This window comes from Shewanella putrefaciens (assembly GCF_016406305.1).
GTDB classification, from domain to species: domain Bacteria; phylum Pseudomonadota; class Gammaproteobacteria; order Enterobacterales; family Shewanellaceae; genus Shewanella; species Shewanella putrefaciens_C.
The window spans coordinates 221,985-248,160 of sequence record NZ_CP066369.1 but is presented as its reverse complement, the minus strand read 5'-3'; the positions used below and the strand labels follow the sequence as shown (position 1 = coordinate 248,160).

Annotated in this window: 33 protein-coding genes; all 33 read right to left on the bottom strand. The window is 47.0% G+C overall.

Annotation, left to right across the window (positions count from 1 at the left end):
- Window positions 1-31 precede the first annotated feature (31 nt).
- The 33 genes from rpsK to rplJ all read right to left on the bottom strand — a co-directional run bounded on the left by rpsK (window position 32) and on the right by rplJ (window position 25,925).
- The gene (gene rpsK, locus JFT56_RS01125) at window positions 32-424 is read right to left on the bottom strand and encodes a 30S ribosomal protein S11 (protein ID WP_006083577.1); all 393 of its coding nucleotides are present in this window, start codon (window positions 422-424) and stop codon (window positions 32-34) included.
- A 15-nt stretch (window positions 425-439) separates the two neighbouring features.
- Window positions 440-796: a 30S ribosomal protein S13 gene (gene rpsM / locus JFT56_RS01120; protein WP_198781926.1), complete on the bottom strand. Its 357-nt coding sequence runs from the start codon at window positions 794-796 to the stop codon at window positions 440-442.
- A gap of 117 nt (window positions 797-913) precedes the next feature.
- Window positions 914-1,027 (bottom strand): 50S ribosomal protein L36, encoded by a 114-nt coding sequence (gene rpmJ / locus JFT56_RS01115; protein ID WP_006083579.1) that lies wholly within the window; start codon window positions 1,025-1,027, stop codon window positions 914-916.
- A 21-nt stretch (window positions 1,028-1,048) separates the two neighbouring features.
- Window positions 1,049-2,389, bottom strand: coding sequence for a preprotein translocase subunit SecY (gene secY, locus JFT56_RS01110; protein WP_007644459.1), 1,341 nt, complete (start codon window positions 2,387-2,389; stop codon window positions 1,049-1,051).
- Window positions 2,390-2,396: 7 nt separating this feature from the next.
- Window positions 2,397-2,831 (bottom strand): 50S ribosomal protein L15, encoded by a 435-nt coding sequence (gene rplO / locus JFT56_RS01105; protein WP_006083581.1) that lies wholly within the window; start codon window positions 2,829-2,831, stop codon window positions 2,397-2,399.
- A gap of 3 nt (window positions 2,832-2,834) precedes the next feature.
- On the bottom strand, window positions 2,835-3,017 hold the full coding sequence (rpmD, locus tag JFT56_RS01100) for a 50S ribosomal protein L30 (protein ID WP_006083582.1): 183 nt from the start codon (window positions 3,015-3,017) through the stop codon (window positions 2,835-2,837).
- A gap of 6 nt (window positions 3,018-3,023) precedes the next feature.
- Window positions 3,024-3,527 carry a 30S ribosomal protein S5 gene (gene rpsE / locus JFT56_RS01095; protein ID WP_007644438.1) on the bottom strand — a complete coding sequence of 168 codons (504 nt, stop codon included), beginning with the start codon at window positions 3,525-3,527 and terminating at the stop codon, window positions 3,024-3,026.
- A gap of 12 nt (window positions 3,528-3,539) precedes the next feature.
- On the bottom strand, window positions 3,540-3,890 hold the full coding sequence (rplR, locus tag JFT56_RS01090) for a 50S ribosomal protein L18 (protein WP_007644436.1): 351 nt from the start codon (window positions 3,888-3,890) through the stop codon (window positions 3,540-3,542).
- A gap of 10 nt (window positions 3,891-3,900) precedes the next feature.
- Window positions 3,901-4,434: a 50S ribosomal protein L6 gene (gene rplF / locus JFT56_RS01085; RefSeq protein WP_011787578.1), complete on the bottom strand. Its 534-nt coding sequence runs from the start codon at window positions 4,432-4,434 to the stop codon at window positions 3,901-3,903.
- 10 nt (window positions 4,435-4,444) lie between these two features.
- Window positions 4,445-4,837, bottom strand: a complete 393-nt coding sequence (rpsH, locus tag JFT56_RS01080; RefSeq protein ID WP_007644434.1) for a 30S ribosomal protein S8 — start codon at window positions 4,835-4,837, stop codon at window positions 4,445-4,447.
- A gap of 24 nt (window positions 4,838-4,861) precedes the next feature.
- Window positions 4,862-5,167 carry a 30S ribosomal protein S14 gene (gene rpsN, locus JFT56_RS01075; protein WP_007644433.1) on the bottom strand — a complete coding sequence of 102 codons (306 nt, stop codon included), beginning with the start codon at window positions 5,165-5,167 and terminating at the stop codon, window positions 4,862-4,864.
- Window positions 5,168-5,177: 10 nt separating this feature from the next.
- Window positions 5,178-5,717, bottom strand: coding sequence for a 50S ribosomal protein L5 (gene rplE / locus JFT56_RS01070; protein ID WP_011787576.1), 540 nt, complete (start codon window positions 5,715-5,717; stop codon window positions 5,178-5,180).
- Window positions 5,718-5,729: 12 nt separating this feature from the next.
- Window positions 5,730-6,044, bottom strand: coding sequence for a 50S ribosomal protein L24 (rplX, locus tag JFT56_RS01065; protein WP_007644431.1), 315 nt, complete (start codon window positions 6,042-6,044; stop codon window positions 5,730-5,732).
- Between the two features lie 11 nt (window positions 6,045-6,055).
- Window positions 6,056-6,424: a 50S ribosomal protein L14 gene (rplN, locus tag JFT56_RS01060; RefSeq protein WP_006083590.1), complete on the bottom strand. Its 369-nt coding sequence runs from the start codon at window positions 6,422-6,424 to the stop codon at window positions 6,056-6,058.
- Window positions 6,425-6,602: 178 nt separating this feature from the next.
- The gene (gene rpsQ / locus JFT56_RS01055) at window positions 6,603-6,851 is read right to left on the bottom strand and encodes a 30S ribosomal protein S17 (protein ID WP_198781925.1); all 249 of its coding nucleotides are present in this window, start codon (window positions 6,849-6,851) and stop codon (window positions 6,603-6,605) included.
- Window positions 6,851-7,042, bottom strand: a complete 192-nt coding sequence (rpmC, locus tag JFT56_RS01050) for a 50S ribosomal protein L29 (RefSeq protein ID WP_007644429.1) — start codon at window positions 7,040-7,042, stop codon at window positions 6,851-6,853. The genes rpsQ and rpmC overlap by 1 nt, the downstream gene beginning before the upstream one ends.
- A complete protein-coding gene (rplP, locus tag JFT56_RS01045; protein ID WP_006083593.1) occupies window positions 7,042-7,452 on the bottom strand; it encodes a 50S ribosomal protein L16 in 411 nt (136 codons plus the stop codon). Before rplP ends, rpmC begins: the two co-directional genes overlap by 1 nt.
- Window positions 7,453-7,463: 11 nt before the next feature.
- Window positions 7,464-8,156 (bottom strand): 30S ribosomal protein S3, encoded by a 693-nt coding sequence (gene rpsC / locus JFT56_RS01040; RefSeq protein WP_007644428.1) that lies wholly within the window; start codon window positions 8,154-8,156, stop codon window positions 7,464-7,466.
- Between the two features lie 9 nt (window positions 8,157-8,165).
- Window positions 8,166-8,498, bottom strand: coding sequence for a 50S ribosomal protein L22 (rplV, locus tag JFT56_RS01035; RefSeq protein WP_006083595.1), 333 nt, complete (start codon window positions 8,496-8,498; stop codon window positions 8,166-8,168).
- Window positions 8,499-8,513: 15 nt separating this feature from the next.
- A complete protein-coding gene (gene rpsS, locus JFT56_RS01030) occupies window positions 8,514-8,792 on the bottom strand; it encodes a 30S ribosomal protein S19 (RefSeq protein ID WP_006083596.1) in 279 nt (92 codons plus the stop codon).
- A 14-nt stretch (window positions 8,793-8,806) separates the two neighbouring features.
- Complete coding sequence (rplB, locus tag JFT56_RS01025; protein WP_007644390.1) at window positions 8,807-9,631, bottom strand: 50S ribosomal protein L2; 825 nt, start codon at window positions 9,629-9,631, stop codon at window positions 8,807-8,809.
- Window positions 9,632-9,647: 16 nt separating this feature from the next.
- Complete coding sequence (rplW, locus tag JFT56_RS01020; RefSeq protein WP_025008843.1) at window positions 9,648-9,950, bottom strand: 50S ribosomal protein L23; 303 nt, start codon at window positions 9,948-9,950, stop codon at window positions 9,648-9,650.
- Entirely contained in the window at window positions 9,950-10,555 is a 606-nt protein-coding gene (gene rplD / locus JFT56_RS01015; protein WP_007644364.1) for a 50S ribosomal protein L4, read from the bottom strand. Before rplD ends, rplW begins: the two co-directional genes overlap by 1 nt.
- Before the next feature lie 17 nt (window positions 10,556-10,572).
- Window positions 10,573-11,211, bottom strand: a complete 639-nt coding sequence (gene rplC / locus JFT56_RS01010; protein ID WP_007644356.1) for a 50S ribosomal protein L3 — start codon at window positions 11,209-11,211, stop codon at window positions 10,573-10,575.
- Window positions 11,212-11,238: 27 nt separating this feature from the next.
- Window positions 11,239-11,550: a 30S ribosomal protein S10 gene (rpsJ, locus tag JFT56_RS01005; protein WP_011070616.1), complete on the bottom strand. Its 312-nt coding sequence runs from the start codon at window positions 11,548-11,550 to the stop codon at window positions 11,239-11,241.
- A gap of 341 nt (window positions 11,551-11,891) precedes the next feature.
- Entirely contained in the window at window positions 11,892-13,076 is a 1,185-nt protein-coding gene (tuf, locus tag JFT56_RS01000; protein ID WP_198781918.1) for an elongation factor Tu, read from the bottom strand.
- Between the two features lie 71 nt (window positions 13,077-13,147).
- The gene (gene fusA, locus JFT56_RS00995; protein ID WP_198781924.1) at window positions 13,148-15,244 is read right to left on the bottom strand and encodes an elongation factor G; all 2,097 of its coding nucleotides are present in this window, start codon (window positions 15,242-15,244) and stop codon (window positions 13,148-13,150) included.
- A 78-nt stretch (window positions 15,245-15,322) separates the two neighbouring features.
- Window positions 15,323-15,793, bottom strand: a complete 471-nt coding sequence (gene rpsG / locus JFT56_RS00990; RefSeq protein ID WP_007644345.1) for a 30S ribosomal protein S7 — start codon at window positions 15,791-15,793, stop codon at window positions 15,323-15,325.
- Between the two features lie 80 nt (window positions 15,794-15,873).
- A complete protein-coding gene (gene rpsL, locus JFT56_RS00985) occupies window positions 15,874-16,248 on the bottom strand; it encodes a 30S ribosomal protein S12 (protein WP_037457737.1) in 375 nt (124 codons plus the stop codon).
- Window positions 16,249-16,427: 179 nt separating this feature from the next.
- A complete protein-coding gene (gene rpoC / locus JFT56_RS00980; protein WP_198781923.1) occupies window positions 16,428-20,645 on the bottom strand; it encodes a DNA-directed RNA polymerase subunit beta' in 4,218 nt (1,405 codons plus the stop codon).
- A gap of 82 nt (window positions 20,646-20,727) precedes the next feature.
- On the bottom strand, window positions 20,728-24,759 hold the full coding sequence (rpoB, locus tag JFT56_RS00975) for a DNA-directed RNA polymerase subunit beta (protein WP_198781922.1): 4,032 nt from the start codon (window positions 24,757-24,759) through the stop codon (window positions 20,728-20,730).
- A 242-nt stretch (window positions 24,760-25,001) separates the two neighbouring features.
- On the bottom strand, window positions 25,002-25,370 hold the full coding sequence (rplL, locus tag JFT56_RS00970) for a 50S ribosomal protein L7/L12 (protein ID WP_198781921.1): 369 nt from the start codon (window positions 25,368-25,370) through the stop codon (window positions 25,002-25,004).
- A gap of 54 nt (window positions 25,371-25,424) precedes the next feature.
- Window positions 25,425-25,925, bottom strand: a complete 501-nt coding sequence (gene rplJ, locus JFT56_RS00965; protein WP_007644320.1) for a 50S ribosomal protein L10 — start codon at window positions 25,923-25,925, stop codon at window positions 25,425-25,427.
- Window positions 25,926-26,176 lie beyond the last annotated feature (251 nt).

The window sequence follows — 26,176 nt, the reverse complement described above, 5'->3', positions numbered from 1 at the left end:
ATCTTTCTCCAACTATCCTAATGAAACGGCGTTATACACGACGCTTTTTAGGAGGACGACAACCATTATGAGGGATCGGCGTCACATCGGTAATGTTGGTAATTTTATAACCAACAGCGTTCAGCGCACGAATGGCTGACTCACGACCTGGACCTGGACCCTTCACAAACACTTCAAGGTTTTTTAAACCGTAGTCTTGAGCAGCAGCACCTGCACGCTCAGCAGCCACCTGTGCAGCAAATGGAGTAGATTTACGTGAACCACGGAAACCTGAACCACCTGAAGTAGCCCATGACAACGCATTACCTTGACGATCTGTAATGGTGACAATAGTGTTGTTGAAAGAAGCATGGATATGAGCCATGCCATCTGCAACCTGTTTACGTACGCGCTTACGCGGAGAACGTGACGGAACTTTAGCCATTGCTTTACCTTCCCGTTACTTTCTAATTGGTTTACGTGGACCTTTACGCGTACGCGCATTGGTCTTAGTACGTTGCCCACGAAGAGGCAGGCTACGACGATGGCGGAGACCACGATAACAACCAAGATCCATAAGACGCTTGATGTTCATTGAAATCTCACGACGTAAGTCACCTTCTACAATGTATTTGGCGACTTCTTCGCGTAGTGTATCTATTTGAGCTTCGCTCAATTCCTTGATCTTAGCAGTTTCAGCGATTGCTGTAGCCGCGCAGATTGCTCTAGCGCGAGTACGGCCGATGCCGAAAATTGCAGTCAATGCGATGACTGTATGCTTTTGATCAGGAATGTTAATGCCAGCGATACGGGCCACTATGCACTCCTTAAGTTAAAGGCCAACTGCGAAAAGCCCGAAAGGATACTCGACAGCTGACAGATTTGCAAACAATATTTTGTTCAGCCCAAAATTGGGCTGAACAAATTTTCTTAATTAGCCTTGACGCTGTTTGTGTTTTGGTTCAACACAGATAACGCGTACAACGCCACTACGCTTGACGATCTTGCAGTTACGGCAGATCTTCTTCACGGAAGCTCGAACTTTCATTTCATCACTCCGTAAAGCTAATTAGCGACCAAAGCGATCTAAATTCGCTTTGTTTACTAGGTTAGCTTTCTTCATCACAGACTCATACTGATGAGACATCATATGGGTCTGAACCTGAGCCATGAAGTCCATGATCACAACTACCATAATAAGTAGTGAAGTACCGCCAAAATAGAACTGTACTTTCCATGCGATTAACATGAACTCCGGAATTAAACAGATAAAGGTAATGTATAACGCGCCTGCTAATGTCAAACGGGTCATTACTTTATCAATGTAACGCGAAGTCTGTTCTCCAGGACGGATCCCAGGGATGAATGCACCACTCTTCTTCAGGTTATCAGCTGTCTCACGTGGGTTAAACACCAACGCAGTATAGAAGAAACAGAAGAAAATAATTGCTGTTGCATATAATAATGAGTAAAGCGGTTGTCCTGGTGACACAGCCAGTGAAAAATCACTTAACCATGACATAGACTCATTTTGACCAAACCACTGAGCCAGTGTGCCTGGGAACAAAATGATGCTTGACGCAAAAATTGGAGGAATTACACCCGCCATGTTTATCTTCAAGGGTAAATGCGTGCTCTGCGCAGCGAACACCTTACGGCCCTGCTGACGCTTAGCATAGTTAACGACGATACGGCGTTGACCACGTTCCACAAATACGACGAAGTAAGTCACAGCAAATACAATCACCGCGAGCAACAACAATACTAACACATTCAAGTCACCTTGACGCGCCTGCTCAGCCGTTTGGCCGATAGCGGAAGGTAATCCAGCAACAATACCTGCGAAAATCAGAATCGAGATACCATTACCTATACCACGTTCGGTAATCTGTTCACCTAGCCACATCAGGAACATAGTTCCAGTAACTAAGCTGACAACCGCAACAAAGTAGAATCCAAAACCAATGTTGACCACAAGGCCAGGCACTAAATTTGGTAACCCAGTTGCTATACCGACCGACTGGAATGTACCCAGCACTAAGGTGCCCCATCGAGTATATTGACTGATTTTCTTACGTCCTGATTCGCCTTCCTTTTTCAGTTCAGCGAGTGCAGGATGCACCACAGTCAATAACTGCATAATGATAGATGCCGAAATATACGGCATGATACCCAATGCAAAGATAGAAGCACGCTCAAGGGCACCACCCGAGAACATGTTAAACATGCCAAGGATGGTTCCACTTTGCTGAGCAAACAGCTCTGCTAATACAGCTGCGTCAATACCAGGAATTGGCACAAACGAACCGGCTCTAAAGACGATAATCGCACCAATCACGAACAGGAGGCGAGCTTTCAACTCAGAAAGTCCACCTTTCGCGCTTTTTAAATCAAGTCCTGGTTTTGCCATCGACGTATTATTCCTCGATCTTACCGCCAGCAGCTTCAATCGCTGCACGTGCACCTTTGGTTACCTTCAGACCTTTAACAGTCACAGGGCGCTCAATGGTACCTGAAAGAACAATTTTCGCAAACTGGATGTTGCGAGTAATAACGTTCGCATCTTTCAGAGCGTTTAAGTCGATAACATCACCGTTAACTTTAGCTAGTTCGAGTACACGAACTTCAGCTGTTACCATAGCGCGACGCGAGGTAAAACCAAATTTAGGTAAACGGATCTTAAGTGGCATTTGACCACCCTCGAAGCCAGGGCGTACACCGCCACCAGAACGAGATTTTTGGCCTTTATGACCACGACCCGCTGTTTTACCTAAGCCTGAACCCATACCACGGCCTACGCGCTTTGGTGCATGCTTAGAGCCTGCAGCTGGAGATAGAGTATTTAAACGCATCTATTAATCCTCCACCTTAACCATGTAGTAGACCTTGTTGATCATACCGCGAACAGAAGGAGTATCTTCTAATTCAACAGTGTGACCAATGCGACGCAGACCAAGACCTGTTAAGGTTGCACGGTGTTTCGGTAAACGACCGATACCGCTTTTAGTCTGAGTAACTTTTACAGTTTTAGTTGCCATGGTGCATTACCCCCGAATTTCGTCAACATTCAGGCCACGCTTAGCTGCGATTTGCGAAGGTGACTTCATGTGCACCAATGCATCGACAGTCGCGCGAACGATGTTGATCGGGTTAGTAGAACCGTATGCTTTTGACAGAACGTTATGAACGCCTGCTACTTCCAATACGGCACGCATTGCGCCACCGGCGATAATACCGGTACCCTGTGATGCTGGTTGCATGTATACACGTGAACCAGTATGACGACCTTTAACTGGGTGATGCAGAGTACCTGCATTCAACTCCACGGTCACCATGTTACGACGGGCTTTTTCCATAGCTTTTTGAATTGCTGCTGGAACTTCGCGCGCTTTACCATAGCCATAGCCGACCTTACCATTACCGTCACCCACTACTGTTAGTGCTGTGAAGCTAAAGATACGACCGCCCTTAACTACTTTAGAAACACGATTAACTGCAATCAATTTCTCTTGCAGATCGTCTTTTTGCTGAGCTTCTAATTTAGCCATTTTTATAACCCCTTAGAACTGGAGGCCAGCTTCACGAGCAGCATCTGCTAGAGCAGCTACACGACCGTGATACTTGAAACCAGAACGATCGAACGCAACAGAAGTTACGCCTTTTTCGATCGCGCGCTCAGCAACAAACTTACCTACTGCTTTAGCCGCGTCTACGTTACCGGTACTCTTCAGTTGCTCTTTAACCGCTTTTTCCACGGTTGAAGCAGCTGCCACCACCTGAGCTTCAGGATTGATCACCTGAGCATAAATGTGACGCGGTGTACGATGTACAACCAGACGGTTCACGCCCAGCTCTTGGATCTTCTTACGAGCGCGAATAGCGCGACGTAAGCGAGATGTTTTCTTATCCATATCGCGTTACCTACTTCTTCTTAGCCTCTTTACGGCGTACTTCTTCGTCGTCATAGCGAACACCCTTGCCTTTGTATGGCTCTGGTGGACGATATCCGCGAATCTCAGCAGCGACTTGGCCAATTAACTGTTTATCAACGCCACGGAGGACGATGTCAGTTTGGCTAGGGCACTCTGCAGTAACGCCTGCGGGCAGTTTGTGTACTAACGGATGAGAGAAACCTAAAGTCAGGTCAATATCAGCACCGACGAGTTTCGCACGGTAACCAACGCCAACTAACTTTAACTTACGCTCAAAACCTTGAGATACACCAACAACCATGTTGTTTACTAATGCACGAGTTGTACCAGCCTGTGCCCAAGCGTTAACTACGCCTTCAACAGGGAGGAACTTAACTACGCCATCTTCAATTACAACATTGACCGCATTGTTGATCACTCGAGTCAGACTACCTTTCGCGCCTTTGACGGTCAGGGTCTGTTCGTTTAAGGTCACCTCTACGCCAGCTGGAATAGATACTGGTGCTTTTGCTACACGAGACATTCCTAGCTCCTTATGCTACGTAGCAGATAACCTCGCCACCCATGCCTGCAAGGCGGGCGGCACGATCAGTCATCAAGCCTTTAGAAGTGGACACAATTGCGACACCCAGTCCGCCCATCACCTTTGGAAGTTCGTTTTTACCTTTGTAAATACGAAGACCAGGACGACTTACGCGCTGGATAGTCTCAACGACTGGTTGGCCTTGGAAATACTTTAAAGTAATTTCCAGTTCAGGCTTGGCTTCATCTGCTACGGCGTAATCAGCGATGTAACCTTCTTCTTTAAGCAGTTTCGCAATAGCGACTTTCAACTTAGCAGAAGGCATCTTCACAGATACTTTGTTAGCAGCTTGGCCGTTACGAATACGGGTTAACATATCCGCAATAGGATCTTGCATGCTCATATTAGCTTACTCCGTGACAAGTGCTTACCAGCTAGCCTTACGTAGGCCAGGAACTTCACCACGCATGGTTGCTTCACGTAACTTGATACGGCTTAAGCCGAACTTACGTAGGAAACCATGTGGGCGACCAGTTTGATTACAACGATTGCGTTGACGCGCAGCGCTGGAATCACGTGGTAGAGCTTGCAACTTTAATACTGCATCCCAACGATCTTCGTCAGAAGAAGTTGGACTGACAATAATAGCTTTAAGAGCGGCGCGCTTTTCAGCGAACTTAGCTACGAGCTGTGCACGTTTAACTTCACGTGCTTTCATTGATGATTTTGCCATTACGCTACCCTTATTTCTTGAATGGGAAGTTAAAAGCGTCTAACAAAGCACGACCTTCTTCGTCAGTCTTCGCAGAGGTAGTGATAACAATATCCATACCGCGAATTTTATCGATTTTATCGTAATCGATCTCTGGGAAAATGATCTGCTCACGCACGCCCATTGCGTAGTTACCACGGCCGTCAAACGCTTTAGCGCTTAAGCCACGGAAGTCACGAATACGTGGGATTGCGATATCGACTAAACGCTCTAAGAATTCCCACATACGCTCACCGCGCAGGGTCACTTTACAGCCAATAGGGTAGCCTTCACGGATTTTAAAACCAGCAACTGATTTACGAGCAACAGTTACTACTGGTTTTTGACCAGCGATCGCAGTCATATCACGGAGCGCATGCTCCATAACTTTTTTGTCTGCAACTGCTTCGCCAACACCCATGTTCAGGGTGATTTTCTCAATCCGAGGGACTTGCATGACACTGGTATAACCGAACTTTTTAGCAAGTTCAGCGACAACAGTCTCTTGGTATTTATCATGCAGTTTCGCCATCGTTTACTCCAATTACTTAACGAGTTCACTGGTCGATTTGAAGAAGCGAACTTTTTTGCCATCTTCAAAGCGGAAACCAACGCGATCAGCTTTGCCAGTGGCAGAGTTGAAAATCGCTACATTTGATGCTTGTATCGGTGCTTCTTTCTCAACAATACCGCCAGCTACGCCCAATTGTGGGTTTGGCTTTTGGTGTTTTTTGACAAGATTGATGCCTTCAACAATTAATTTACCAGTAGGTAGGACTTGAGAAACTTTAGCACGTTTACCCTTGTCTTTACCTGCCAATACAATCACTTCGTCTTCACGACGGATTTTAGCTGCCATTTTGAAGCTCCTTACAGTACTTCTGGTGCCAGCGAGACAATTTTCATGAATTGCTCATTACGCAATTCACGTGTCACTGGTCCAAAGATACGAGTGCCAATCGGCTGCAGGTTGTTGTTCAAAAGAACCGCTGCATTCCGATCGAAGCGAATGACAGAACCGTCTGGACGACGTACGCCTTTCTTAGTACGGACTACCACCGCGTTATACACATCACCTTTCTTCGCTTTAGCGCGAGGAATCGCTTCTTTTACAGAAACTTTGATAATGTCGCCGATACCGGCATAACGACGATGAGAGCCACCCAAGACCTTAATACACTGAACTCTGCGTGCGCCGCTGTTACATGCGACGTCAAGAGTCGATTGCATTTGGATCATTTTAAGTGCTCCGCTATCGTTACTACACAATTCCCACTATGGGACTATAAACGCCAATTTTTGCTATTAATTTAGTCAAAAATGGCGCGCAAATATAACACCATAAAAGTGGAAAGTATAGTATTAAAAAACAAACGGCCCCAAATACTGGAGCCGTTTACCTAAATACCTAATTATCTTAGGCCTTTGATACTACTTCAACCAGGGTCCAAGATTTAGTCTTAGACAAAGGACGGCATTCGCGAATTGCGACTACGTCACCTTCATTGCACTGATTCGTTTCGTCATGTGCATGGATCTTAGTCGTACGCTTAATGTATTTCCCATAGATTGGGTGTTTCACTTGGCGTTCGATAGCTACAGTAATGGTTTTATCCATTTTGTTGCTAGTCACACGACCCTGCAAAGTACGGATTTTATCAGACATTATGCACCCGCCTTAGAAGTAATAATGGTCTTAACGCGCGCAATATTACGGCGCACTAATTTCAGTTGATGAGTCTGAGTCAACTGACCAGTGGCGTGTTGCATACGCAGGTTGAACTGCTCACGCAGCAGACCAAGTAGTTCAGCGTTCAGTTCTTCAACGCTCTTTTCTCTTAGTTCGCTCGCTTTCATTACATCACCGTCTTAGTTACGAAGGTAGTCTTAATTGGAAGCTTGGCAGCAGCTAAGGCAAACGCTTCACGAGCGATCACTTCAGAAACACCATTCATCTCATAAAGAACCTTACCAGGTTGAATCTGACATACCCAGTATTCAACGTTACCTTTACCTTTACCCATACGCACTTCAAGAGGCTTAGAGGTAATCGGCTTGTCCGGGAAAACTCGAATCCAAATTTGTCCCTGACGCTTAATGTGACGTGTCATGGCACGACGTGCAGATTCGATCTGACGTGCAGTTAAACGGCCACGGCCGACTGCTTTCAGACCAAAAGTACCAAAGCTAACTTCGGTACCGTTCGCTAGACCGCGGTTACGGCCTTTGAACATCTTGCGAAACTTCATACGTTTAGGTTGCAGCATTGCCGGCTCTCCTATTTACCACGAGGCTTGCGCTTAGGTTGCTGCTGTTTCGGCTCTTCAATCTGTGGCAGCATTCCGTCCAGAACTTCACCTTTGAAGATCCAAACTTTAACACCAATCACACCGTATTGAGTGTGACTTTCAGATGTAGAATAGTCGATATCAGCACGCAAAGTATGTAAAGGTACACGACCTTCACGATACCACTCAGAGCGCGCAATCTCAGCACCGCCTAGACGGCCACTAACTTCAACTTTGATACCTTGAGCACCAATACGCATTGCGTTTTGTACCGCGCGCTTCATAGCACGACGGAACATCACACGACGCTCTAATTGCTGCGCAATAGAGTCAGCAACTAATTTGGCATCTAGCTCAGGTTTACGGATCTCAGCGATGTTAATTTGAGCAGGAGTGCCAGCAAGTTTAGAAACTGCAGCACGCAATACTTCAACGTCTTCACCTTTCTTACCAATCACAACGCCTGGACGGGCAGTGTGAATCGTAACGCGGATGCTTTTCGCTGGACGTTCGATAACAATCTTAGATACTGACGCAGCTTGTAGCTTCTCTACAAGAAACTTACGCACTTCCCAGTCGCTGTTCAGATTATTCGCATAATCTGACTTATCTGCGTACCAGGTAGAGATCCAAGGCTTGGTGATACCCAGACGGATACCATTAGGATGTACTTTCTGTCCCATTGCTCTCTCCTAGCGATCTGATACAACCACAGTAATGTGGCTGGTACGCTTCATGATACGATCAGCGCGGCCTTTAGCACGTGGCATGATACGCTTCATAGTTGGACCCTCGTCAACAAAGACGGCTCCTACTTTTAGCTCATCAATATCCGCACCTTCGTTGTGTTCGGCGTTTGCGATAGCTGAGTCAAGTACTTTTTTAACCAGTACGGCGGCTTTCTTCGGGCTGAAAGTCAAAATTTCGAGTGCCTTAGCAACAGGCAAACCACGAATTTGATCGGCAACCAGACGGGCCTTCTGCGCAGACGTACGGGCAAAACGATGTTTAGCTAAAACTTCCATCTTATTCCTCCCGTATTAACGCTTCTTCGCTTTCTTATCAGCAGCATGGCCGCGATAAGTGCGAGTTGGTGAGAATTCACCAAGTTTGTGGCCGATCATTTCGTCAGTTACGAACACAGGAACGTGCTGACGACCATTATGGACAGCGATGGTCAAACCAATCATATTTGGAATGATCATAGAGCGACGTGACCAAGTCTTAATAGGCTTTTTGTCACCGGCTTCCATCGCTTTCTCTACCTTCTTCAGCAAGTGCAGGTCAATGAAGGGACCTTTCTTGAGAGAACGTGGCATGGCGAATCCTCTTACTATTTATTACGACGACGTACGATGTACTTGTCAGTGCGCTTGTTACTACGAGTCTTATAACCCTTAGTTGGCACACCCCATGGAGTCACTGGGTGACGACCACCAGAAGTACGGCCTTCACCACCACCGTGTGGATGGTCTACTGGGTTCATTGCAACACCGCGAACTGTTGGGCGAATGCCTCTCCAGCGCTTAGCACCTGCTTTACCTAACTGGCGTAGCATATGTTCGGCATTACCAACTTCACCAAATGTTGCGCGGCAATCAACTGGCACTTTACGCATTTCGCCAGAGCGAAGACGTAGAGTGGCATATGCGCCATCACGAGCAACAACTTGTACATAAGCACCCGCTGAACGCGCGATTTGAGCACCTTTACCAGGCTTCATTTCTACAGCGTGCACAACAGAACCTACAGGAATGTTGCGCAGTGGCATTGCGTTACCGGTTTTGATTTCGGCTTCAACACCAGACTGGATTTTGTCGCCAGCTTGCATGCCTTTAGCAGCAAGAATATAACGACGCTCACCATCCGCATACAGTACTAGAGCGATGTGCGCAGTACGGTTTGGATCGTATTCCAGACGCTCAATCTTTGCAGGGATACCATCTTTATCGCGTTTGAAGTCGATTAAACGGTAATGCTGCTTGTGACCACCACCTACGTGACGGACAGTGATACGGCCAGTATTGTTACGGCCACCACTTTTAGATTTTTTCGCCAACAGGCCAGCAAAGGGTTTACCCTTATGCAGGTCAGTGTTCACCACTTTAACAACGTGGCGACGACCTGGAGAGGTTGGCTTACACTTAATAACTGCCATGATAATTCTCCTTTGCTTACTCAGCGCCGCCGACGAAATCGATGTCAGCACCAGCAGCTAGAGTCACATAGGCTTTTTTCCAATCGCTACGACGACCAGTACGGCCACCAGTGCGTTTAGTTTTGCCTTTGCTCACTAAAGTGCGAACTGAATCAACTTCAACTTCAAATAGCTTAGCAACAGCAGCTTTAATTTCAGCTTTAGTTGCATCGATAGCTACGCGGAAAACAACAGTGTTGTGCTTCTCAGCGTTCACAGTGCTCTTTTCAGAGATGTGTGGAGCGAGAATAACTTTTAGCAAACGTTCTTCGCGGATCATCATGCTAGCATCTCCTCGATTTGCTTCACTGCGTCAGCAGTCACAAGCACAGTGTTGAACGCGATCAGACTCACTGGGTCTAGACCCGCTACGTCACGAACGTCAACCTTGTACAGGTTACGAGCTGCTAAGAATAAGTTCTCATCAACTTCTGCAGTTACAATCAGAACGTCTTCTAGGTTCATTGCTTTTAACTTTGCTTTCAGCTCTTTAGTTTTAGGAGCTTCAACGCCGAAAGATTCAACAACAACCAGACGCTCTTGACGTACCAATTCAGACAGAATGCTTTTCAGCGCGCCGCGGTACATCTTTTTGTTAACTTTTTGGCTATGATCTTGAGTTTTAGCAGCGAATGTTACGCCACCGCCACGCCAGATTGGGCCCTTGACACTACCAGCGCGAGCGCGGCCAGTGCCTTTTTGGCGCCATGGCTTTTTGCCAGAGCCAGTTACTTCCGCACGAGTCTTTTGGCCACGAGTGCCTTGACGCGCGTTTGCAGCGTACGCTACAACTACCTGATGAACCAGTGCCTCGTTAAAGTCACGGCCGAAGGTAGTTTCGGAAACTTCAAGAGCGCTTTGTGCGTCTTTCAATACCAATTCCATTACTATCTCCTCAGACCTTAAGCTTTAACTGCAGGCTTGATGATCAGGTCGCCATTAGTTGCGCCCGGAACAGCACCTTTAACCAGTAGCAGGTTACGCTCAACATCTACACGAACAACTTCTAGATTTTGAGTAGTAACACGCTCGGCACCCATATGGCCTGACATTTTTTTGCCTTTAAATACGCGACCAGGCGTCTGGTTCTGACCAATAGAACCGTTCGAACGGTGCGACAAAGAGTTACCGTGAGTCATATCTTGAGTACGGAAGTTCCAACGCTTAACGCCGCCTTGGAAACCTTTACCTTTTGATTGACCAGTAACATCAACTTTCGCTACATCAGCGAAAATATCAACATTTAGCTCAGCACCAACTTCAATGCCCTCGCCTTCACCGTCTGCCAGACGCACTTCCCACAAACCACGACCGGCTTCAACACCGCTCTTGGCAAAGTGACCTGCTTCTGGTTTAGTGATGCGATTGGCTTTTTTGGTACCAGTAGTAACTTGAAGCGCGCGGTAGCCGTCAGTTTCTAAAGTTTTCACTTGAGTAACACGGTTGCCAGCAACTTCAATTACTGTAACAGGTATTGAAACACCATCTTCAGTGAAGATGCGAGTCATACCAACTTTACGACCAATAAGACCGATAGCCATCTCTCAAACCTCTTCTAAGGATCTCAATTAACCCAAGCTAATCTGTACGTCGACACCAGCCGCAAGATCTAAACGCATTAACGCGTCTACAGTCTTTTCAGTTGGCTCTACGATGTCAACCAGGCGCTTGTGAGTACGTAATTCGTACTGGTCACGAGCATCTTTATTAACGTGCGGAGAGATCAAAACGGTATAACGCTCTTTGCGCGTAGGTAGTGGAATAGGACCACGTACCTGGGCGCCAGTACGCTTAGCAGTTTCAACGATTTCCGCTGTAGACTGATCAATTAAACGATGATCAAATCCTTTCAAGCGGATACGGATTCTTTGGTTCTGCATTGACCAGAGCTCCTAAAATGGACACATAAAAAATCACCCTCTAGCTTCTTCCTTATTGGAAAAGCAGAGCGAGATGATTTAACCGTTCGACTCCCAATCGGAGCCGCTATGATAATGATTAACTTAATTGACTAATCATTTATATTCGTCGACCTAGGTCAACGAGGGGGCCATTATACCCATCTAAATTTAGATATCAAGCCCACTGTGTAAATAGTCATCAAAAAGACTATTCAACTTCAGAGTGGCGAGCATTTTACACAAAATTTAAAATAACGCTAGCCCCAAAATAAAAAAGGAAGCCTAGGCTTCCTTTTTCAGCATTGTTTCTAAGCTCGCGATTAAGCGAAAATCTTAGCTACAACACCAGCGCCTACTGTACGGCCACCTTCACGGATTGCGAAGCGTAAACCTTCGTCCATCGCGATTGGGCAGATCAGAGTCACTTTCATCTTGATGTTGTCGCCTGGCATTACCATCTCTACGCCTTCTGGCAGTTCGATAGTACCGGTTACGTCAGTTGTACGGAAGTAGAACTGTGGACGGTAGCCTTTGAAGAATGGAGTGTGACGTCCACCTTCTTCTTTTGACAGCACGTATACTTCTGATTCAAAAGTGGTGTGTGGGTTGATTGAACCTGGCTTCGCTAATACTTGACCACGTTCTACGTCATCACGCTTAGTACCACGTAACAAAATACCACAGTTCTCACCTGCACGACCTTCGTCAAGCAGTTTACGGAACATTTCTACACCAGTACAAGTCGTCTTAGTCGTTGCACGTACACCAACGATTTCAACTTCGTCGCCTACGCGAACAATACCACGCTCAACACGACCAGTTACTACTGTACCACGGCCAGAGATTGAGAATACGTCTTCGATTGGCAGTAGGAACGGCTTATCGATGTCACGTTGTGGTTCTGGAATGTAAGAATCCAGAGCCGCTGCTAATTCAATGATCTTCGCTTCCCACTCTGGCTCGCCTTCTAGCGCTTTCAGAGCTGAACCTTGGATTACTGGTAAGTCATCACCTGGGAAATCGTATTCTGATAACAGTTCACGAACTTCCATCTCAACTAGCTCTAACAGCTCTTCGTCATCTACCATGTCACACTTGTTCATGAACACGATGATGTACGGTACGCCAACCTGACGAGAAAGCAGGATGTGCTCACGAGTCTGTGGCATTGGGCCGTCTGTAGACGCTACTACTAGGATCGCGCCGTCCATCTGTGCAGCACCAGTGATCATGTTTTTAACATAGTCAGCGTGGCCTGGGCAGTCTACGTGTGCGTAGTGACGTGAAGGCGTGTCATATTCGATGTGAGAGGTATTGATGGTAATACCGCGCTCACGCTCTTCTGGAGCGTTATCGATTTGAGAGAAGTCTTTAGCTTCGCCACCGTAGGTCTTAGCCAGTACGTGAGAGATAGCTGCAGTCAGAGTGGTTTTACCATGGTCAACGTGACCAATGGTGCCCACGTTTACGTGAGGCTTAATACGTTCAAATTTAGCTTTTGCCACGATATATTCCTTTCTTTTCAGAATAGTCCAGTCAAAGCTGGACCATATAACATTTATGTCGTAACTGGAAATTAGCTACGAGATTCAATAATCGCTTTCGCAATGTTTTGCGGTGCATCAGAGTACTTCAAGAACTCCATAGAGTACGAAGCACGCCCCTGAGTTGCAGAGCGCAAATCAGTTGCATAACCAAACATTTCAGAAAGAGGCACTACAGCATGGACTATTTTGATGCCACCAAAGCCATCATCCATACCTTCAATCAAACCACGACGACGGTTTAAATCACCAACCACGTCACCCATGTAGTTCTCTGGGGTAGTGACTTCTACTTTCATGCAAGGCTCGAGCAACACAGGTTTCGCCTCAAGCGCACCCTTTTTGAAGCCCATAGAACCCGCAATTTTGAACGCCATTTCATTCGAGTCCACATCATGATATGAACCATCGAACAGAGTGACCTTCACGTCCAACACAGGGAAGCCAGCGAGTACGCCGTTCTTCATCTGTTCTTGGATACCTTTATCAACCGCAGGAATGAATTCACGAGGAACCACACCCCCTACAATCGCATTGATAAATTCGTAACCAGCGCCTTCTTCATTAGGCTCTAGTTTTAACCAAACATGGCCGAATTGTCCACGACCACCTGATTGGCGTACAAATTTACCTTCCGCTTCAACTGATCCACGAATGGTTTCACGGTAGGCCACTTGAGGCTTACCTACGTTACATTCAACACCAAATTCACGACGCATACGGTCGACAATGATGTCTAAGTGTAACTCACCCATTCCTGAAATCAGAGTTTGTGATGATTCTTCGTCAGTTTCAACCCGGAATGAAGGATCTTCCGCTGCAAGCTTTTGCAGCGCGATACCCATCTTATCTTGGTCAGCTTTAGACTTAGGCTCAACGGCAATGGTAATTACTGGCTCAGGGAACTCCATACGTTCCAAGATCACTTTATGATCGTTATCACAAAGCGTATCACCCGTAGTGACTTCTTTTAAGCCAATAGCCGCGGCAATATCACCAGCACGGACTTCTTTCAGCTCAGTTCGATCGTTGGCGTGCATTTGCACGATACGACCGATACGTTCACGTTTCTGTTTAACAGAGTTGTAAACGCCTGACCCCGATTCGAGTACGCCTGAGTACACACGGATAAAGGTTAGAGTGCCTACGAATGGATCTGTAGCAATCTTAAATGCCAATGCAGCAAAAGGTGCATTGTCATCTGATGGGCGTTCTACTTCTTGCTCATTTTCGTCGATGCCCTTAATTGGAGGCACATCAACGGGAGCTGGCAAGAATTCTACTACCGCATCGAGTACCGCTTGAACGCCCTTGTTCTTAAATGCAGAACCACAGGTCGCTAAAACGATTTCATTATTTATAGTACGTTGACGCAGCGCTTTTTTGATCTCGTCTTCTGATAGGGTACCTTCTTCAAGGTATTTATCCATCAGCTCATCCGAGGCCTCGGCGGCAGCTTCGATCAGATACTCATGCATTTCAGCAGCTTTAGCCGCTAAATGCGCTGGGATCTCTTCATAAGTAAAAGTCATTCCCTGGTCTGCTTCATTCCAGTTAATGGCTTTCATCTTGATTAAATCGATCACGCCGGTGAAGTTTTCTTCTGAACCGATATTTAATTGGATCGGTACACAAGTCGCTCCAAGGCGAGTTCTGATTTGCTTCACTACACGTTCAAAGTCCGCACCTGCGCGGTCCATTTTGTTAACAAATACGAGGCGTGGAACGCGGTATTTGTCAGCTTGACGCCAGACGGTTTCCGATTGGGGTTCAACACCTGAAGAACCACAGAAAACCACAACGGCGCCGTCAAGGACGCGCAAAGAACGCTCAACTTCAATAGTGAAGTCAACGTGACCAGGGGTATCGATGATATTGATGCGGTGTTCAGTGAATTGAGCATCCATACCACGCCAGAAGGTTGTTACAGCGGCAGAGGTAATTGTGATACCACGCTCTTGCTCTTGAACCATCCAGTCAGTGGTCGCGGCGCCGTCATGCACCTCACCGATTTTATGAGACAAACCGGTATAGAACAGAACACGTTCTGTTGTGGTGGTTTTACCTGCATCCACATGAGCACAAATACCGATATTACGATAACGCTCAATTGGGGTTATACGAGCCACGATTATACCCTCTCCACCAAGACGGTTGTCTTGGCAATATCAACAACAATGGTGTGGACCTAAGCCCACACCATCAGATTACCAACGGTAATGAGCAAAGGCCTTGTTAGCTTCAGCCATGCGGTGCACGTCTTCACGCTTCTTAACAGCAGTACCTTTGTTTTCAGACGCATCTAGCATTTCACCTGCTAGACGTAAAGCCATAGATTTTTCACCACGCTTACGAGCAGCTTCAACTAACCAGCGCATCGCCAGTGCGTTACGACGCACAGGACGAACTTCACATGGTACCTGGTACGTAGAACCACCCACGCGACGAGATTTAACTTCGACTGATGGGCGAACGTTGTCCAGGGCTGCTTCAAGGATAACTAAATGGTTTTCGCTTTTCTTTTCAGCGATAACGTCTAGTGCCTTGTAAATAATTTTTTCTGCAGTCGACTTTTTGCCGTCTTGCATAATGACGTTGATGAACTTAGCCAGCAACTCACTGTGAAACTTTGGATCTGGTAGGATTTTACGTTGTCCTACAACGCGACGTCTTGGCATAACAATTCTCCGTATGCTTCAGGGATTTCCAAAACTGGAATTCTCAAAATAAACTAGCTTGGCCTTACTTAACGGATAAGTTAAGACTTAGGACGCTTTGCACCGTACTTAGAACGACTTTGGCGACGTGAGCTCACGCCAGCACAGTCTAGTGCGCCACGGACAGTGTGATAGCGAACACCTGGTAAGTCTTTAACACGACCACCACGGATTAAGATCACGCTGTGTTCCTGCAGGTTGTGGCCTTCACCGCCGATGTACGAAGTAACTTCGAAACCGTTAGTTAGACGCACACGAGCTACTTTACGTAGTGCAGAGTTAGGTTTTTTAGGGGTAGTAGTGTACACACGTGTACAAACACCACGCTTCTGTGGGCACGCATTCAACGCAGGCACGTTAGTCTTGTCGACTTTTGGCGCGCGTGGCTTACGTACCAACTGGTTTACAGTTGCCATGTATAGCTCCGAGTCAGTTGAATCAAACTCAACGATAAGGTGTGAAAAATCTATATCCCACAATGGTGGGACGCGGAATTTTAGAAAGGTAATACCGGACTGTCAAGAAATAGCCAACTTTTGCGGCATTTTACAAGAAAAAAGGCGCCAAAGGCGCCTTTTTGTTACAAACTGATTACTTAATCTTGGCTGCCAGCCAAGTTTAACAGATCAGCGAGGTTCTGTTCCGCTTCACTTGCAGTGATCTTATTCACTACAACTGGCTCGTCTTTCTTAGCACGGGCATCATTACGGGTCTTGTGATATGCGTAACCTGTACCGGCTGGGATCAGACGGCCTACGATAACGTTTTCTTTCAGACCACGCAGTTGATCGCTCTTACCACCTACGGCGGCTTCAGTCAGTACGCGCGTTGTTTCTTGGAACGAAGCTGCAGAGATAAAGGACTCAGTTGCCAGAGACGCTTTAGTGATACCCAACAGTTCACGTTCGAAGGTCGCAGGTACTTTGCCCTGTGCGATCAGTTCGCGGTTAGCGATCTTAACGCGTGACACTTCAACTTGCTCACCTTCTAAGAACTCAGTGTCGCCAGCAGAAGTAATTAAGCACTTACGCAGCATTTGACGGATGATCACTTCGATATGCTTATCGTTGATCTTCACGCCCTGCAGACGGTAAACGTCCTGCACTTCGTTCACAATGTAGTTAGCTACGTTGTGGATGCCACGTAGACGCAGAATGTCATGCGCCGCTTCTGGACCGTCAGCAATAACTTCACCACGTTCGACTTTTTCACCTTCGAACACGTTTAAGTTACGCCATTTCGGGATCATCTCTTCGTATTGATCGCCACCGTCGGCAGGTGTAATTACCAGACGACGCTTGCCTTTAGTCTCTTTACCAAATGAGATGGTACCGGAGATTTCAGCCAGAATAGCAGGCTCTTTTGGTTTCCGCGCTTCGAACAAGTCAGCAACGCGTGGCAGACCACCGGTGATGTCGCGTGTTTTAGACGATTCCTGCGGAATACGTGCTAAGGCGTCACCCACGTTGATTTGCGCGTTGTCGTCAAGGTTAACGATCGCACTACCGGGTAAGAAGTACTGTGCTGGCACTTCTGTACCTGGGATCATCAAGTCAGCCCCGTTAGCGCCAAGCAGGCGGATCATTGGGCGCATTTCTTTACCCGCAGTACCACGCTGACCAACGTCAAGGATCACGATTGATGACAAACCTGTCAGCTCGTCTGTTTGACGTGTCATAGTGACACCATCAATCATATCAACGAACTTGATGCTACCCGCTACTTCAGAAATGATTGGGTGAGTATGTGGGTCCCAGTTAGCGATGATATCGCCCGCTTCAACCGCCGCATCTTCCAGCTTCTCAAGTACAGTACCGTATGGCACTTTGTAACGCTCTTTCTCACGACCTAACTCATCGATGATGGCCAGCTCAGAAGAACGAGAAACGATAACCAGTTTGCCGTCGCTGTTGGTAACATGCTTAGCATTGTGCAGTTTCAATGAACCCGAGTTTTTCACTTGGACGTTGTTTTCTGCAGAAGCTCTTGATGCCGCACCACCGATGTGGAACGTACGCATCGTTAACTGTGTACCAGGTTCACCGATGGATTGTGCTGCCACAACACCAATGGCTTCACCGTGGTTGATGATATGGCCACGGGCCAAGTCACGACCATAACAGGCGGCACATACACCGAAATCGGTATCACAGGTAATTACTGAACGTACAATCACTTCGTCGATTGAATGCTCTTCTAACTTGTCACACCATGCTTCATCGAGCAGCGTGTTACGTGGTGCTAATACGTCTTCAGTGCCTGGGTAGAACACATCAACGGCAACCACACGACCCAATACGCGTTCACGTAATGGCTCAACTACGTCACCACCTTCGATAAGCGGCTTCATTGTCAGACCTTCGTGGGTACCACAATCGTCTTCGATGACCACTAAATCTTGAGCAACGTCAACCAGACGACGAGTCAGGTAACCCGAGTTCGCTGTCTTCAATGCGGTATCGGCAAGACCCTTACGCGCACCGTGGGTTGAGATGAAGTACTGAAGAACGTTCAGACCTTCACGGAAGTTAGCCACAATTGGGGTCTCGATGATTGAGCCGTCAGGCTTAGCCATCAGACCACGCATACCCGCCAACTGACGGATCTGTGCGGCACTACCACGAGCACCTGAGTCAGCCATCATATAGATGCTGTTAAACGAGGCTTGTTTCTCTTCAACGCCATCACGGTTAATCACTGTCTCAGTTGACAGGTTTTCCATCATAGCCTTAGAAACTTTTTCGTTAGCACTTGCCCAGATATCGATTACTTTGTTGTAACGCTCACCAGCAGTAACCAGACCTGATTGGAACTGCTCTTGAATTTCAAGAACTTCCGCTTCAGCGTCGGCAACTAAGGTGTACTTCTCTGCTGGGATCACCATGTCGTCAATACCGACAGATGCACCAGAGATAGTGGCGAAACGGAAACCGGTATACATCAATTGGTCAGCGAAGATAACGGTATCTTTCAGACCCAGTTGACGGTAACAAGTGTTCAATAATTTAGAAATCTGCTTTTTGCCCATGTTCTGGTTAACCAGATCAAATGACAAACCTGCTGGCAAAATTTGTGACAGCAGTGCACGACCCACAGTCGTATTCACGATACGGCGTTGTTCTGTGCGCTCACCATTGTCACCAATAATGGTTTCAGTGATACGCACTTTCACGCGGGCATGCAGTTCAGCAGCGCCAGTTGCGTAAGCTTTTTCAACTTCAGCAACAGACATAAATGCCATACCTTCACCACGACCGTTGATACGTTCACGGCTGGTGTAGTACAGACCCAATACCACGTCTTGAGACGGAGTGATTACAGGCTCGCCGTTGGCAGGTGACAGGATGTTGTTGGTAGACATCATCAGGGCACGGGCTTCAAGCTGAGCTTCCAGTGTTAACGGTACGTGTACCGCCATTTGGTCACCGTCGAAGTCGGCGTTGTATGCCGCACAAACGAGTGGGTGTAACTGGATGGCTTTACCTTCAATCAGTACGGGTTCGAACGCTTGGATACCTAATCTGTGCAGTGTTGGTGCACGGTTAAGCATCACTGGATGTTCGCGGATCACTTCATCCAGAACGTCCCATACTTCCGCCACTTCACGCTCTACCATCTTCTTAGCCGCTTTGATGGTTGTCGCTAAGCCACGACCTTCTAGCTTGCCATAGATGAATGGCTTGAACAGTTCCAGTGCCATCTTCTTAGGAAGACCACATTGGTGCAGACGTAAAGTAGGACCTACGGTAATAACCGAACGACCAGAGTAGTCGACGCGCTTACCGAGCAAGTTCTGACGGAAACGACCTTGCTTACCTTTGATCATATCGGCCAAAGATTTCAGAGGACGTTTGTTAGAACCGGTAATAGCACGACCACGACGACCGTTATCCAATAGCGCATCAACAGACTCTTGTAACATACGCTTTTCGTTGCGTACGATAATGTCCGGCGCAGCTAAATCTAACAGACGCTTCAAACGGTTGTTACGGTTGATCACGCGGCGATACAGATCGTTCAGATCTGATGTCGCGAAGCGGCCGCCATCGAGCGGTACCAGCGGACGTAAGTCAGGCGGTAACACTGGCAGTACTTTTAGGATCATCCACTCAGGCTTGTTGCCTGAGGTGAAGAATGCTTCCATCAGCTTAAGACGTTTAGTCACTTTCTTGCGACGGGTCTCAGAGTTGATTGAAGGTAATTCTTCACGCATTTGTTCGATTTCTTTCGCTAAATCGATAGCACGTAGCAGTTCAAGAACCGCTTCGGCGCCCATTTTAGCTTCGAACTCATCACCGTATTCTTCCAATGCATCCAGATAGGTTTCTTCTGTCAGCATTTGGCCACGTTCGAGGCTGGTCATGCCAGGCTCGATCACGACGAATGATTCAAAATACAGTACGCGTTCGATATCACGCAGCGTCATATCCAGCATTAAACCGATACGAGACGGCAGTGATTTTAAGAACCAAATGTGCGCAACTGGACTAGCCAGTTCGATGTGACCCATACGCTCACGGCGTACTTTAGTCTGAGTGACTTCAACGCCACACTTTTCACAAATAACACCACGGTGCTTCAAACGTTTGTACTTACCGCACAAACATTCGTAATCTTTGACTGGGCCAAAGATACGCGCACAGAACAGACCTTCACGCTCAGGCTTGAAGGTACGGTAGTTAATGGTTTCTGGCTTCTTAACTTCACCAAAAGACCAAGAACGGATCAGATCAGGCGATGCCAGACCAATTTTGATGCCGTTAAATTCTTCAGTCTTGCTTTGCTGTTTCAGAAACTTTAATAAGTCTTTCACGTTTCTCTCCTGAAGGAGTTAAACCGGGTACTCCGCGACTGCGGAGTACCATTCTGTTGCCAAACGCGGCTACTGCCTACGCTTATTCCTGATCCAACTCGATATTAATACCGAGTGAACGGATCTCCTTCAGTAACACGTTGAAGGACTCTGGCATGCCAGGTTGCATCTGATGGTTACCGTCGACGATGTTCTTATACATCTGAGTACGACCGTTAACGTCATCCGATTTCACGGTGAGCATTTCTTGAAGCGTATAAGCGGCACCATATGCTTCCAGTGCCCACACTTCCATCTCCCCGAAACGCTGACCACCGAACTGAGCTTTACCGCCCAGTGGTTGTTGAGTCACTAAGCTGTACGAGCCGGTAGAACGGGCGTGCATCTTGTCATCAACTAAGTGGTTCAGTTTGAGCATGTACATGTAACCTACTGTTACTTGACGCTCAAATTCGTTACCGGTACGACCATCATACAACTTCAGCTGACCAGAGGTTGGCAAGCCTGCAAGCTCAAGCATCTGCTTGATCTCTTTCTCTTTAGCACCGTCGAATGCAGGAGTCGCAATCGGGATACCACCCTTCAGGTTTTGGGCAAGACGCATCACTTCATCATCGGTGAATGAATCGATATCGACGCGCTGCTGCACTTCGTCACCTAACTCATAAACTTGCTTGATGTAACCACGTACTTCAGCCAGCTCGCGCTGTTCTTCAAGCATCGCAGTGATCTTGTTACCAATACCTTTAGCCGCGGCGCCCATATGGACTTCAAGTACCTGACCAATGTTCATACGTGATGGAACACCTAGTGGGTTCAATACGATGTCTACTGGGTTACCTTGCTCGTCATATGGCATATCTTCGATTGGGCAAATCTTAGAGATAACACCCTTGTTACCATGACGACCCGCCATCTTGTCACCAGGTTGGATAGTACGCTTAACCGCTAAGTAAACCTTAACGATCTTCAGTACGCCTGGCGCCAAGTCATCACCTTGGGTGATCTTGCGACGTTTGATTTCAAACTTCTTATCGAAGTCTGCTTTCAGCTCTTCATGCTGCTCAGCTAATTGCTCAAGTTCAGTTTGTTTTGCTTCATCGTCAATGACTTGAACCAATACATCTTTACGTGGCATCGCTGCGATTTGGGTTTCTGTGAAACCAGCACCTAACAATAGGTTGCGAGCACGGCTCAATACGCCTTCTTCAAGGATCTTGAACTCTTCGCCTAAGTCTTTACGTGCTTGGGCGATGTGCATTTCTTCGATTTCAACAGCACGCTTGTCTTTTTCAACGCCGTCACGGGTAAATACCTGAACGTCGATGATAGTGCCCTTAACAGAGTTAGGTACACGCAGTGAGCTGTCTTTAACGTCAGACGCTTTCTCACCGAAGATAGCGCGGAGTAACTTCTCTTCTGGTGTTAGCTGTGTTTCGCCCTTTGGCGTTACTTTACCGACCAGAATGTCGCCGCCCTTCACTTCTGCACCAATGTAAACGATACCTGACTCGTCGAGTTTCGACAGGGCAGACTCACCTACGTTTGGAATATCAGCCGTGATTTCTTCGCTACCCAGTTTGGTATCACGAGCAATACAAGACAGCTCCTGAATGTGGATAGTTGTGAAGCGGTCTTCTTGCGCTACGCGCTCAGAAATTAAGATCGAGTCTTCGAAGTTGTAACCGTTCCAAGGCATGAACGCGATACGCATGTTCTGGCCAAGGGCTAAGTCACCTAAGTCAGTAGACGGACCGTCTGCTAACACGTCACCACGAACCACTGGCTCGCCAACGGCACAACAAGGGCGTTGGTTGATACAAGTGTTTTGGTTAGAACGGGTGTATTTAGTCAGGTTATAAATGTCGATACCGGCTTCGCCTGGGCGTAGCTCATCTTCATTGACTTTAACAACGATACGGCTCGCATCAACGTAGTCGATCACGCCGCCACGCTTAGCTGACACTACAACACCTGAGTCAACAGCTAGCGTACGTTCAATACCTGTACCTACTAACGGCTTTTCAGAGCGCAGTGTTGGTACGGCTTGACGTTGCATGTTCGCACCCATCAATGCACGGTTAGCGTCGTCGTGTTCTAAGAACGGGATCAGTGATGCAGCAACAGAAATAATCTGCTGTGGCGATACGTCCATGTATTGAATGTCAGACGCGCGCATAAAGGTAGATTCACCTTTGTGACGACAGGCGATCTGTTCTTCAACCATGCGGCCTTGAGCATCAACTTCGATGTTCGCCTGTGCAATCACATAACGACCTTCTTCAATCGCTGACAAGTATTCCACTTCGTCAGTGATCACACCGTCTACCACTTTGCGGTATGGGGTTTCTAAGAAGCCGTAGGAGTTAGTACGGGCAAAACTTGCTAATGAGTTGATTAGACCAATGTTTGGACCTTCAGGGGTCTCAATTGGACATAAACGACCATAATGCGTTGGGTGTACGTCGCGGACTTCGAAGCCAGCACGTTCACGGGTCAAACCACCTGGGCCAAGGGCAGAAATACGACGCTTATGCGTTACTTCTGACAGCGGATTGTTTTGGTCCATGAATTGTGACAGCTGAGAAGAACCGAAGAACTCTTTCACCGCTGCAGAAATTGGCTTAGCGTTGATTAAATCCTGTGGCATCAGCTCGTTCAGATCGCCTAAAGACAGACGTTCACGCACGGCGCGCTCAACACGGACTAAACCTACGCGGAATTGGTTTTCAGCCATTTCACCGACGCTACGAATACGACGGTTGCCCAAGTGATCGATATCATCGACTTCGTCGAAACCGTTACGGATATGAATGATATTCTTCATTACCGCGACGATGTCTTCTTTAGACAATACACCGCTACCTTCGTCATCAGGAATGCTGAGACGACGGTTGAACTTCATACGACCTACTTTAGACAGGTCATAACGCTCTTCACTGAAGAACAAGTTCTGGAATAGTGCTTCGGCAGCATCTTTGGTTGGTGGCTCGCCAGGACGCATCATGCGGTAGATCTCAACCAGCGCTTCTAAGCGGTTAGTGGTTGAATCGATACGCAGCGTATCTGAAATATAAGCACCGTGATCTAGCTCGTTAATGTATAACGTGCTGATATCTTTAATGCCGGCCAGTGATAATTTTGCTAAGTCTTCTAAGCTGATTTCACTGTTGGCAGACACTAATACTTCACCCGTGTCCGGATCGATATAATCTTGAGCAGCATATTTGCCCACGATATATTCAACTGGCACTTCGAGTTCAGTGGTATTGGTTTTTTCTAACTGGCGAATATGGCGCGCAGTAATACGGCGACCGGCTTCAACCAGTACAGAACCCTCGGCATCCTTGATGTCATAGCTGGCGGTTTCGCCACGTAGACGCTCAGGAACCAACGCCATCACTAGCGTATCTTTCTTGATCTTGAACTCAACGCGTTCGAAGAACAGATCGAGGATCTCTTGAGTTGAATATTCTAATGCACGCAGAATGATAGTCGCAGGTAATTTACGGCGACGGTCAATACGTACGAAAAGTGCATCTTTAGGATCGAATTCAAAGTCAAGCCATGAACCACGGTAAGGAATAATACGTGCGTTATACAGCACCTTACCCGATGAGTGGGTTTTACCACGGTCGTGATCGAAGAATACGCCTGGGCTACGGTGTAATTGAGAAACGATTACCCGCTCAGTACCGTTGATTACAAAGGTACCGTTATCCGTCATCAATGGGATATCACCCATGTAGACTTCTTGTTCTTTAATATCTTTTACAGTGCCCGCCGCTGCTTCACGGTCATACAACACCATGCGTAATTTAACGCGTAGTGGTGCTGAGTACGTAACACCGCGGATCTGACACTCTTTCACATCAAAAACAGGCTCGCCAAGCTTATAGCTGACGTATTGCAGTTCTGAATTACCAGAAAAGCTCTTGATGGGAAAAACGCTACGGAAGGCGGCTTCAAGACCGCGCTCACCGGTAGGATCTTGATCGGTGAACTTCTTAAAAGAGTCTAACTGAATAGACAAAAGGTAAGGAATATCCAACACCTGTGGACGCTTACCAAAGTCTTTGCGAATACGCTTCTTTTCAGAATAGGAGTAAACCATGGGTTTCCTCTGCTTACGAGATGTGACCAAGACTGAATCAATAACTTAGGTTATTACATTCAGCACGTTTGCCCATCACCGTTGATGGCAAGAACCTAACCAGTAATCTCTGCTAGGGACTGCAAAATCTGGCGACAAACGGTGAAAAAAAATCGCCGGCGCATATAGCGCAAAAAAGGCCGACGGTTAAAAAACCGCCAGCCTCCACCCAAGTGGCTTGGGTGAGCAAGCTAAATAATAGCTTACTTGATTTCTACTGAAGCACCAGCTTCAACTAGTTCTTTCTTCAGAGCTTCAGCTTCTTCTTTAGAAACAGCTTCTTTAACTGCTACTGGAGCAGCTTCAGACATAGCTTTAGCTTCTTTCAGGCCTAAACCAGTTGCGCCACGGATGGCTTTAATTACTGCAACTTTGTTGTCGCCGTGTGCAGTCAGAATTACGTTGAATTCTGTTTGCTCTTCAACAGCAGCAGCAGCTTCGCCACCACCAGAAACAACAGCAGCAGCGGCAGAAACGCCGAACTTCTCTTCCATTGCTTCGATCAGTTCAACAACTTCCATTACAGACATAGCTGCAAAGGCTTCTAAGATTTGGTCTTTAGTGATAGACATAACAAATGTTTCCTATTGTTCTGAATTCAATTTCATTAAGCAGCCAGCTTGAAATTAAGCGGCTTCTTGTTTTTGATCGCGCAGGGCGGCCAGTGTACGAACGAACTTGCCAGCAGATGCTTCTTTCATAGTCATCATTAACTGAGCTAGTGCTTCTTCGTATGTTGGCAGTTTCGCCAAACGATCAATGTCAGCTGCAGGGATGAAATTCCCTTCAAAGGCTGCGCCTTTAACTTCGAAATTAGCTTGCTCTTTAGCAAAGTCTTTTAACAGACGAGCTGCAGCACCTGGGTGCTCATTAGAGAAAGCAATCAAAGTTGGGCCAGTGAACGTCTCTGCTAGGCACTCAAAAGCTGTACCTTCAACAGCACGTTTCGCTAATGTGTTACGTACTACACGTACATATACACCAGCTTCACGCGCTTTTTTACGCAGACCGGTCATAGCACCTACAGTTACACCGCGAGAATCGGCGGCTACTGCAGATAGCGCACCTTTGGCAGCTTCGTTGACTTCAGCAACAATCGCTTTTTTGTCTTCGAGTCTTAATGCCATTGGCTTTACTCCTGGATTCTACCTAGGGTATTCCCTAGTATTTACCATACTAAATACTTATGTATTTAGTGACTTACGGTGCAGATTATCCAGTAAAAAAATTTAGCTGGGGCCTGACACCGTCTACGCAGGAAATTAAGTAAACCGTTAAAGTAAACACCTGCGGTCTTGGACGGAAGCCTAGTTTCTTGCACTTAAAAAGTGCCTAAAACAGGCTTCAACCCACAAAGTGCGCGCATTATAGACTAATG

What these genes read in the sequence shown, in the direction of transcription:
- rpsK (WP_006083577.1), bottom strand. Translation starts at nt 424, where the DNA reads ATGGCTAAAGTTCCGTCACGTTCTCCGCGTAAGCGCGTACGTAAACAG.
- rpmJ (WP_006083579.1), bottom strand. Translation starts at nt 1,027, where the DNA reads ATGAAAGTTCGAGCTTCCGTGAAGAAGATCTGCCGTAACTGCAAGATC.
- secY (WP_007644459.1), bottom strand. Translation starts at nt 2,389, where the DNA reads ATGGCAAAACCAGGACTTGATTTAAAAAGCGCGAAAGGTGGACTTTCT.
- rplO (WP_006083581.1), bottom strand. Translation starts at nt 2,831, where the DNA reads ATGCGTTTAAATACTCTATCTCCAGCTGCAGGCTCTAAGCATGCACCA.
- rpmD (WP_006083582.1), bottom strand. Translation starts at nt 3,017, where the DNA reads ATGGCAACTAAAACTGTAAAAGTTACTCAGACTAAAAGCGGTATCGGT.
- rpsE (WP_007644438.1), bottom strand. Translation starts at nt 3,527, where the DNA reads ATGGCTAAATTAGAAGCTCAGCAAAAAGACGATCTGCAAGAGAAATTG.
- rplR (WP_007644436.1), bottom strand. Translation starts at nt 3,890, where the DNA reads ATGGATAAGAAAACATCTCGCTTACGTCGCGCTATTCGCGCTCGTAAG.
- rplF (WP_011787578.1), bottom strand. Translation starts at nt 4,434, where the DNA reads ATGTCTCGTGTAGCAAAAGCACCAGTATCTATTCCAGCTGGCGTAGAG.
- rpsH (WP_007644434.1), bottom strand. Translation starts at nt 4,837, where the DNA reads ATGAGCATGCAAGATCCTATTGCGGATATGTTAACCCGTATTCGTAAC.
- rpsN (WP_007644433.1), bottom strand. Translation starts at nt 5,167, where the DNA reads ATGGCAAAATCATCAATGAAAGCACGTGAAGTTAAACGTGCACAGCTC.
- rplE (WP_011787576.1), bottom strand. Translation starts at nt 5,717, where the DNA reads ATGGCGAAACTGCATGATAAATACCAAGAGACTGTTGTCGCTGAACTT.
- rplX (WP_007644431.1), bottom strand. Translation starts at nt 6,044, where the DNA reads ATGGCAGCTAAAATCCGTCGTGAAGACGAAGTGATTGTATTGGCAGGT.
- rplN (WP_006083590.1), bottom strand. Translation starts at nt 6,424, where the DNA reads ATGATCCAAATGCAATCGACTCTTGACGTCGCATGTAACAGCGGCGCA.
- rpsQ (WP_198781925.1), bottom strand. Translation starts at nt 6,851, where the DNA reads ATGTCTGATAAAATCCGTACTTTGCAGGGTCGTGTGACTAGCAACAAA.
- rpmC (WP_007644429.1), bottom strand. Translation starts at nt 7,042, where the DNA reads ATGAAAGCGAGCGAACTAAGAGAAAAGAGCGTTGAAGAACTGAACGCT.
- rplP (WP_006083593.1), bottom strand. Translation starts at nt 7,452, where the DNA reads ATGCTGCAACCTAAACGTATGAAGTTTCGCAAGATGTTCAAAGGCCGT.
- rpsC (WP_007644428.1), bottom strand. Translation starts at nt 8,156, where the DNA reads ATGGGACAGAAAGTACATCCTAATGGTATCCGTCTGGGTATCACCAAG.
- rplV (WP_006083595.1), bottom strand. Translation starts at nt 8,498, where the DNA reads ATGGAAGTTTTAGCTAAACATCGTTTTGCCCGTACGTCTGCGCAGAAG.
- rpsS (WP_006083596.1), bottom strand. Translation starts at nt 8,792, where the DNA reads ATGCCACGTTCTCTCAAGAAAGGTCCCTTCATTGACCTGCACTTGCTG.
- rplB (WP_007644390.1), bottom strand. Translation starts at nt 9,631, where the DNA reads ATGGCAGTTATTAAGTGTAAGCCAACCTCTCCAGGTCGTCGCCACGTT.
- rplW (WP_025008843.1), bottom strand. Translation starts at nt 9,950, where the DNA reads ATGATCCGCGAAGAACGTTTGCTAAAAGTTATTCTCGCTCCACACATC.
- rplD (WP_007644364.1), bottom strand. Translation starts at nt 10,555, where the DNA reads ATGGAATTGGTATTGAAAGACGCACAAAGCGCTCTTGAAGTTTCCGAA.
- rplC (WP_007644356.1), bottom strand. Translation starts at nt 11,211, where the DNA reads ATGGCTATCGGTCTTATTGGTCGTAAAGTTGGTATGACTCGCATCTTC.
- rpsJ (WP_011070616.1), bottom strand. Translation starts at nt 11,550, where the DNA reads ATGCAGAACCAAAGAATCCGTATCCGCTTGAAAGGATTTGATCATCGT.
- rpsG (WP_007644345.1), bottom strand. Translation starts at nt 15,793, where the DNA reads ATGCCAAGACGTCGCGTTGTAGGACAACGTAAAATCCTACCAGATCCA.
- rpsL (WP_037457737.1), bottom strand. Translation starts at nt 16,248, where the DNA reads ATGGCAACTGTAAACCAGTTGGTACGTAAGCCACGCGCGCCAAAAGTC.
- rpoB (WP_198781922.1), bottom strand. Translation starts at nt 24,759, where the DNA reads ATGGTTTACTCCTATTCTGAAAAGAAGCGTATTCGCAAAGACTTTGGT.
- rplL (WP_198781921.1), bottom strand. Translation starts at nt 25,370, where the DNA reads ATGTCTATCACTAAAGACCAAATCTTAGAAGCCTTTGCAGCTATGTCT.
- rplJ (WP_007644320.1), bottom strand. Translation starts at nt 25,925, where the DNA reads ATGGCATTAAGACTCGAAGACAAAAAAGCGATTGTTGCTGAAGTCAAC.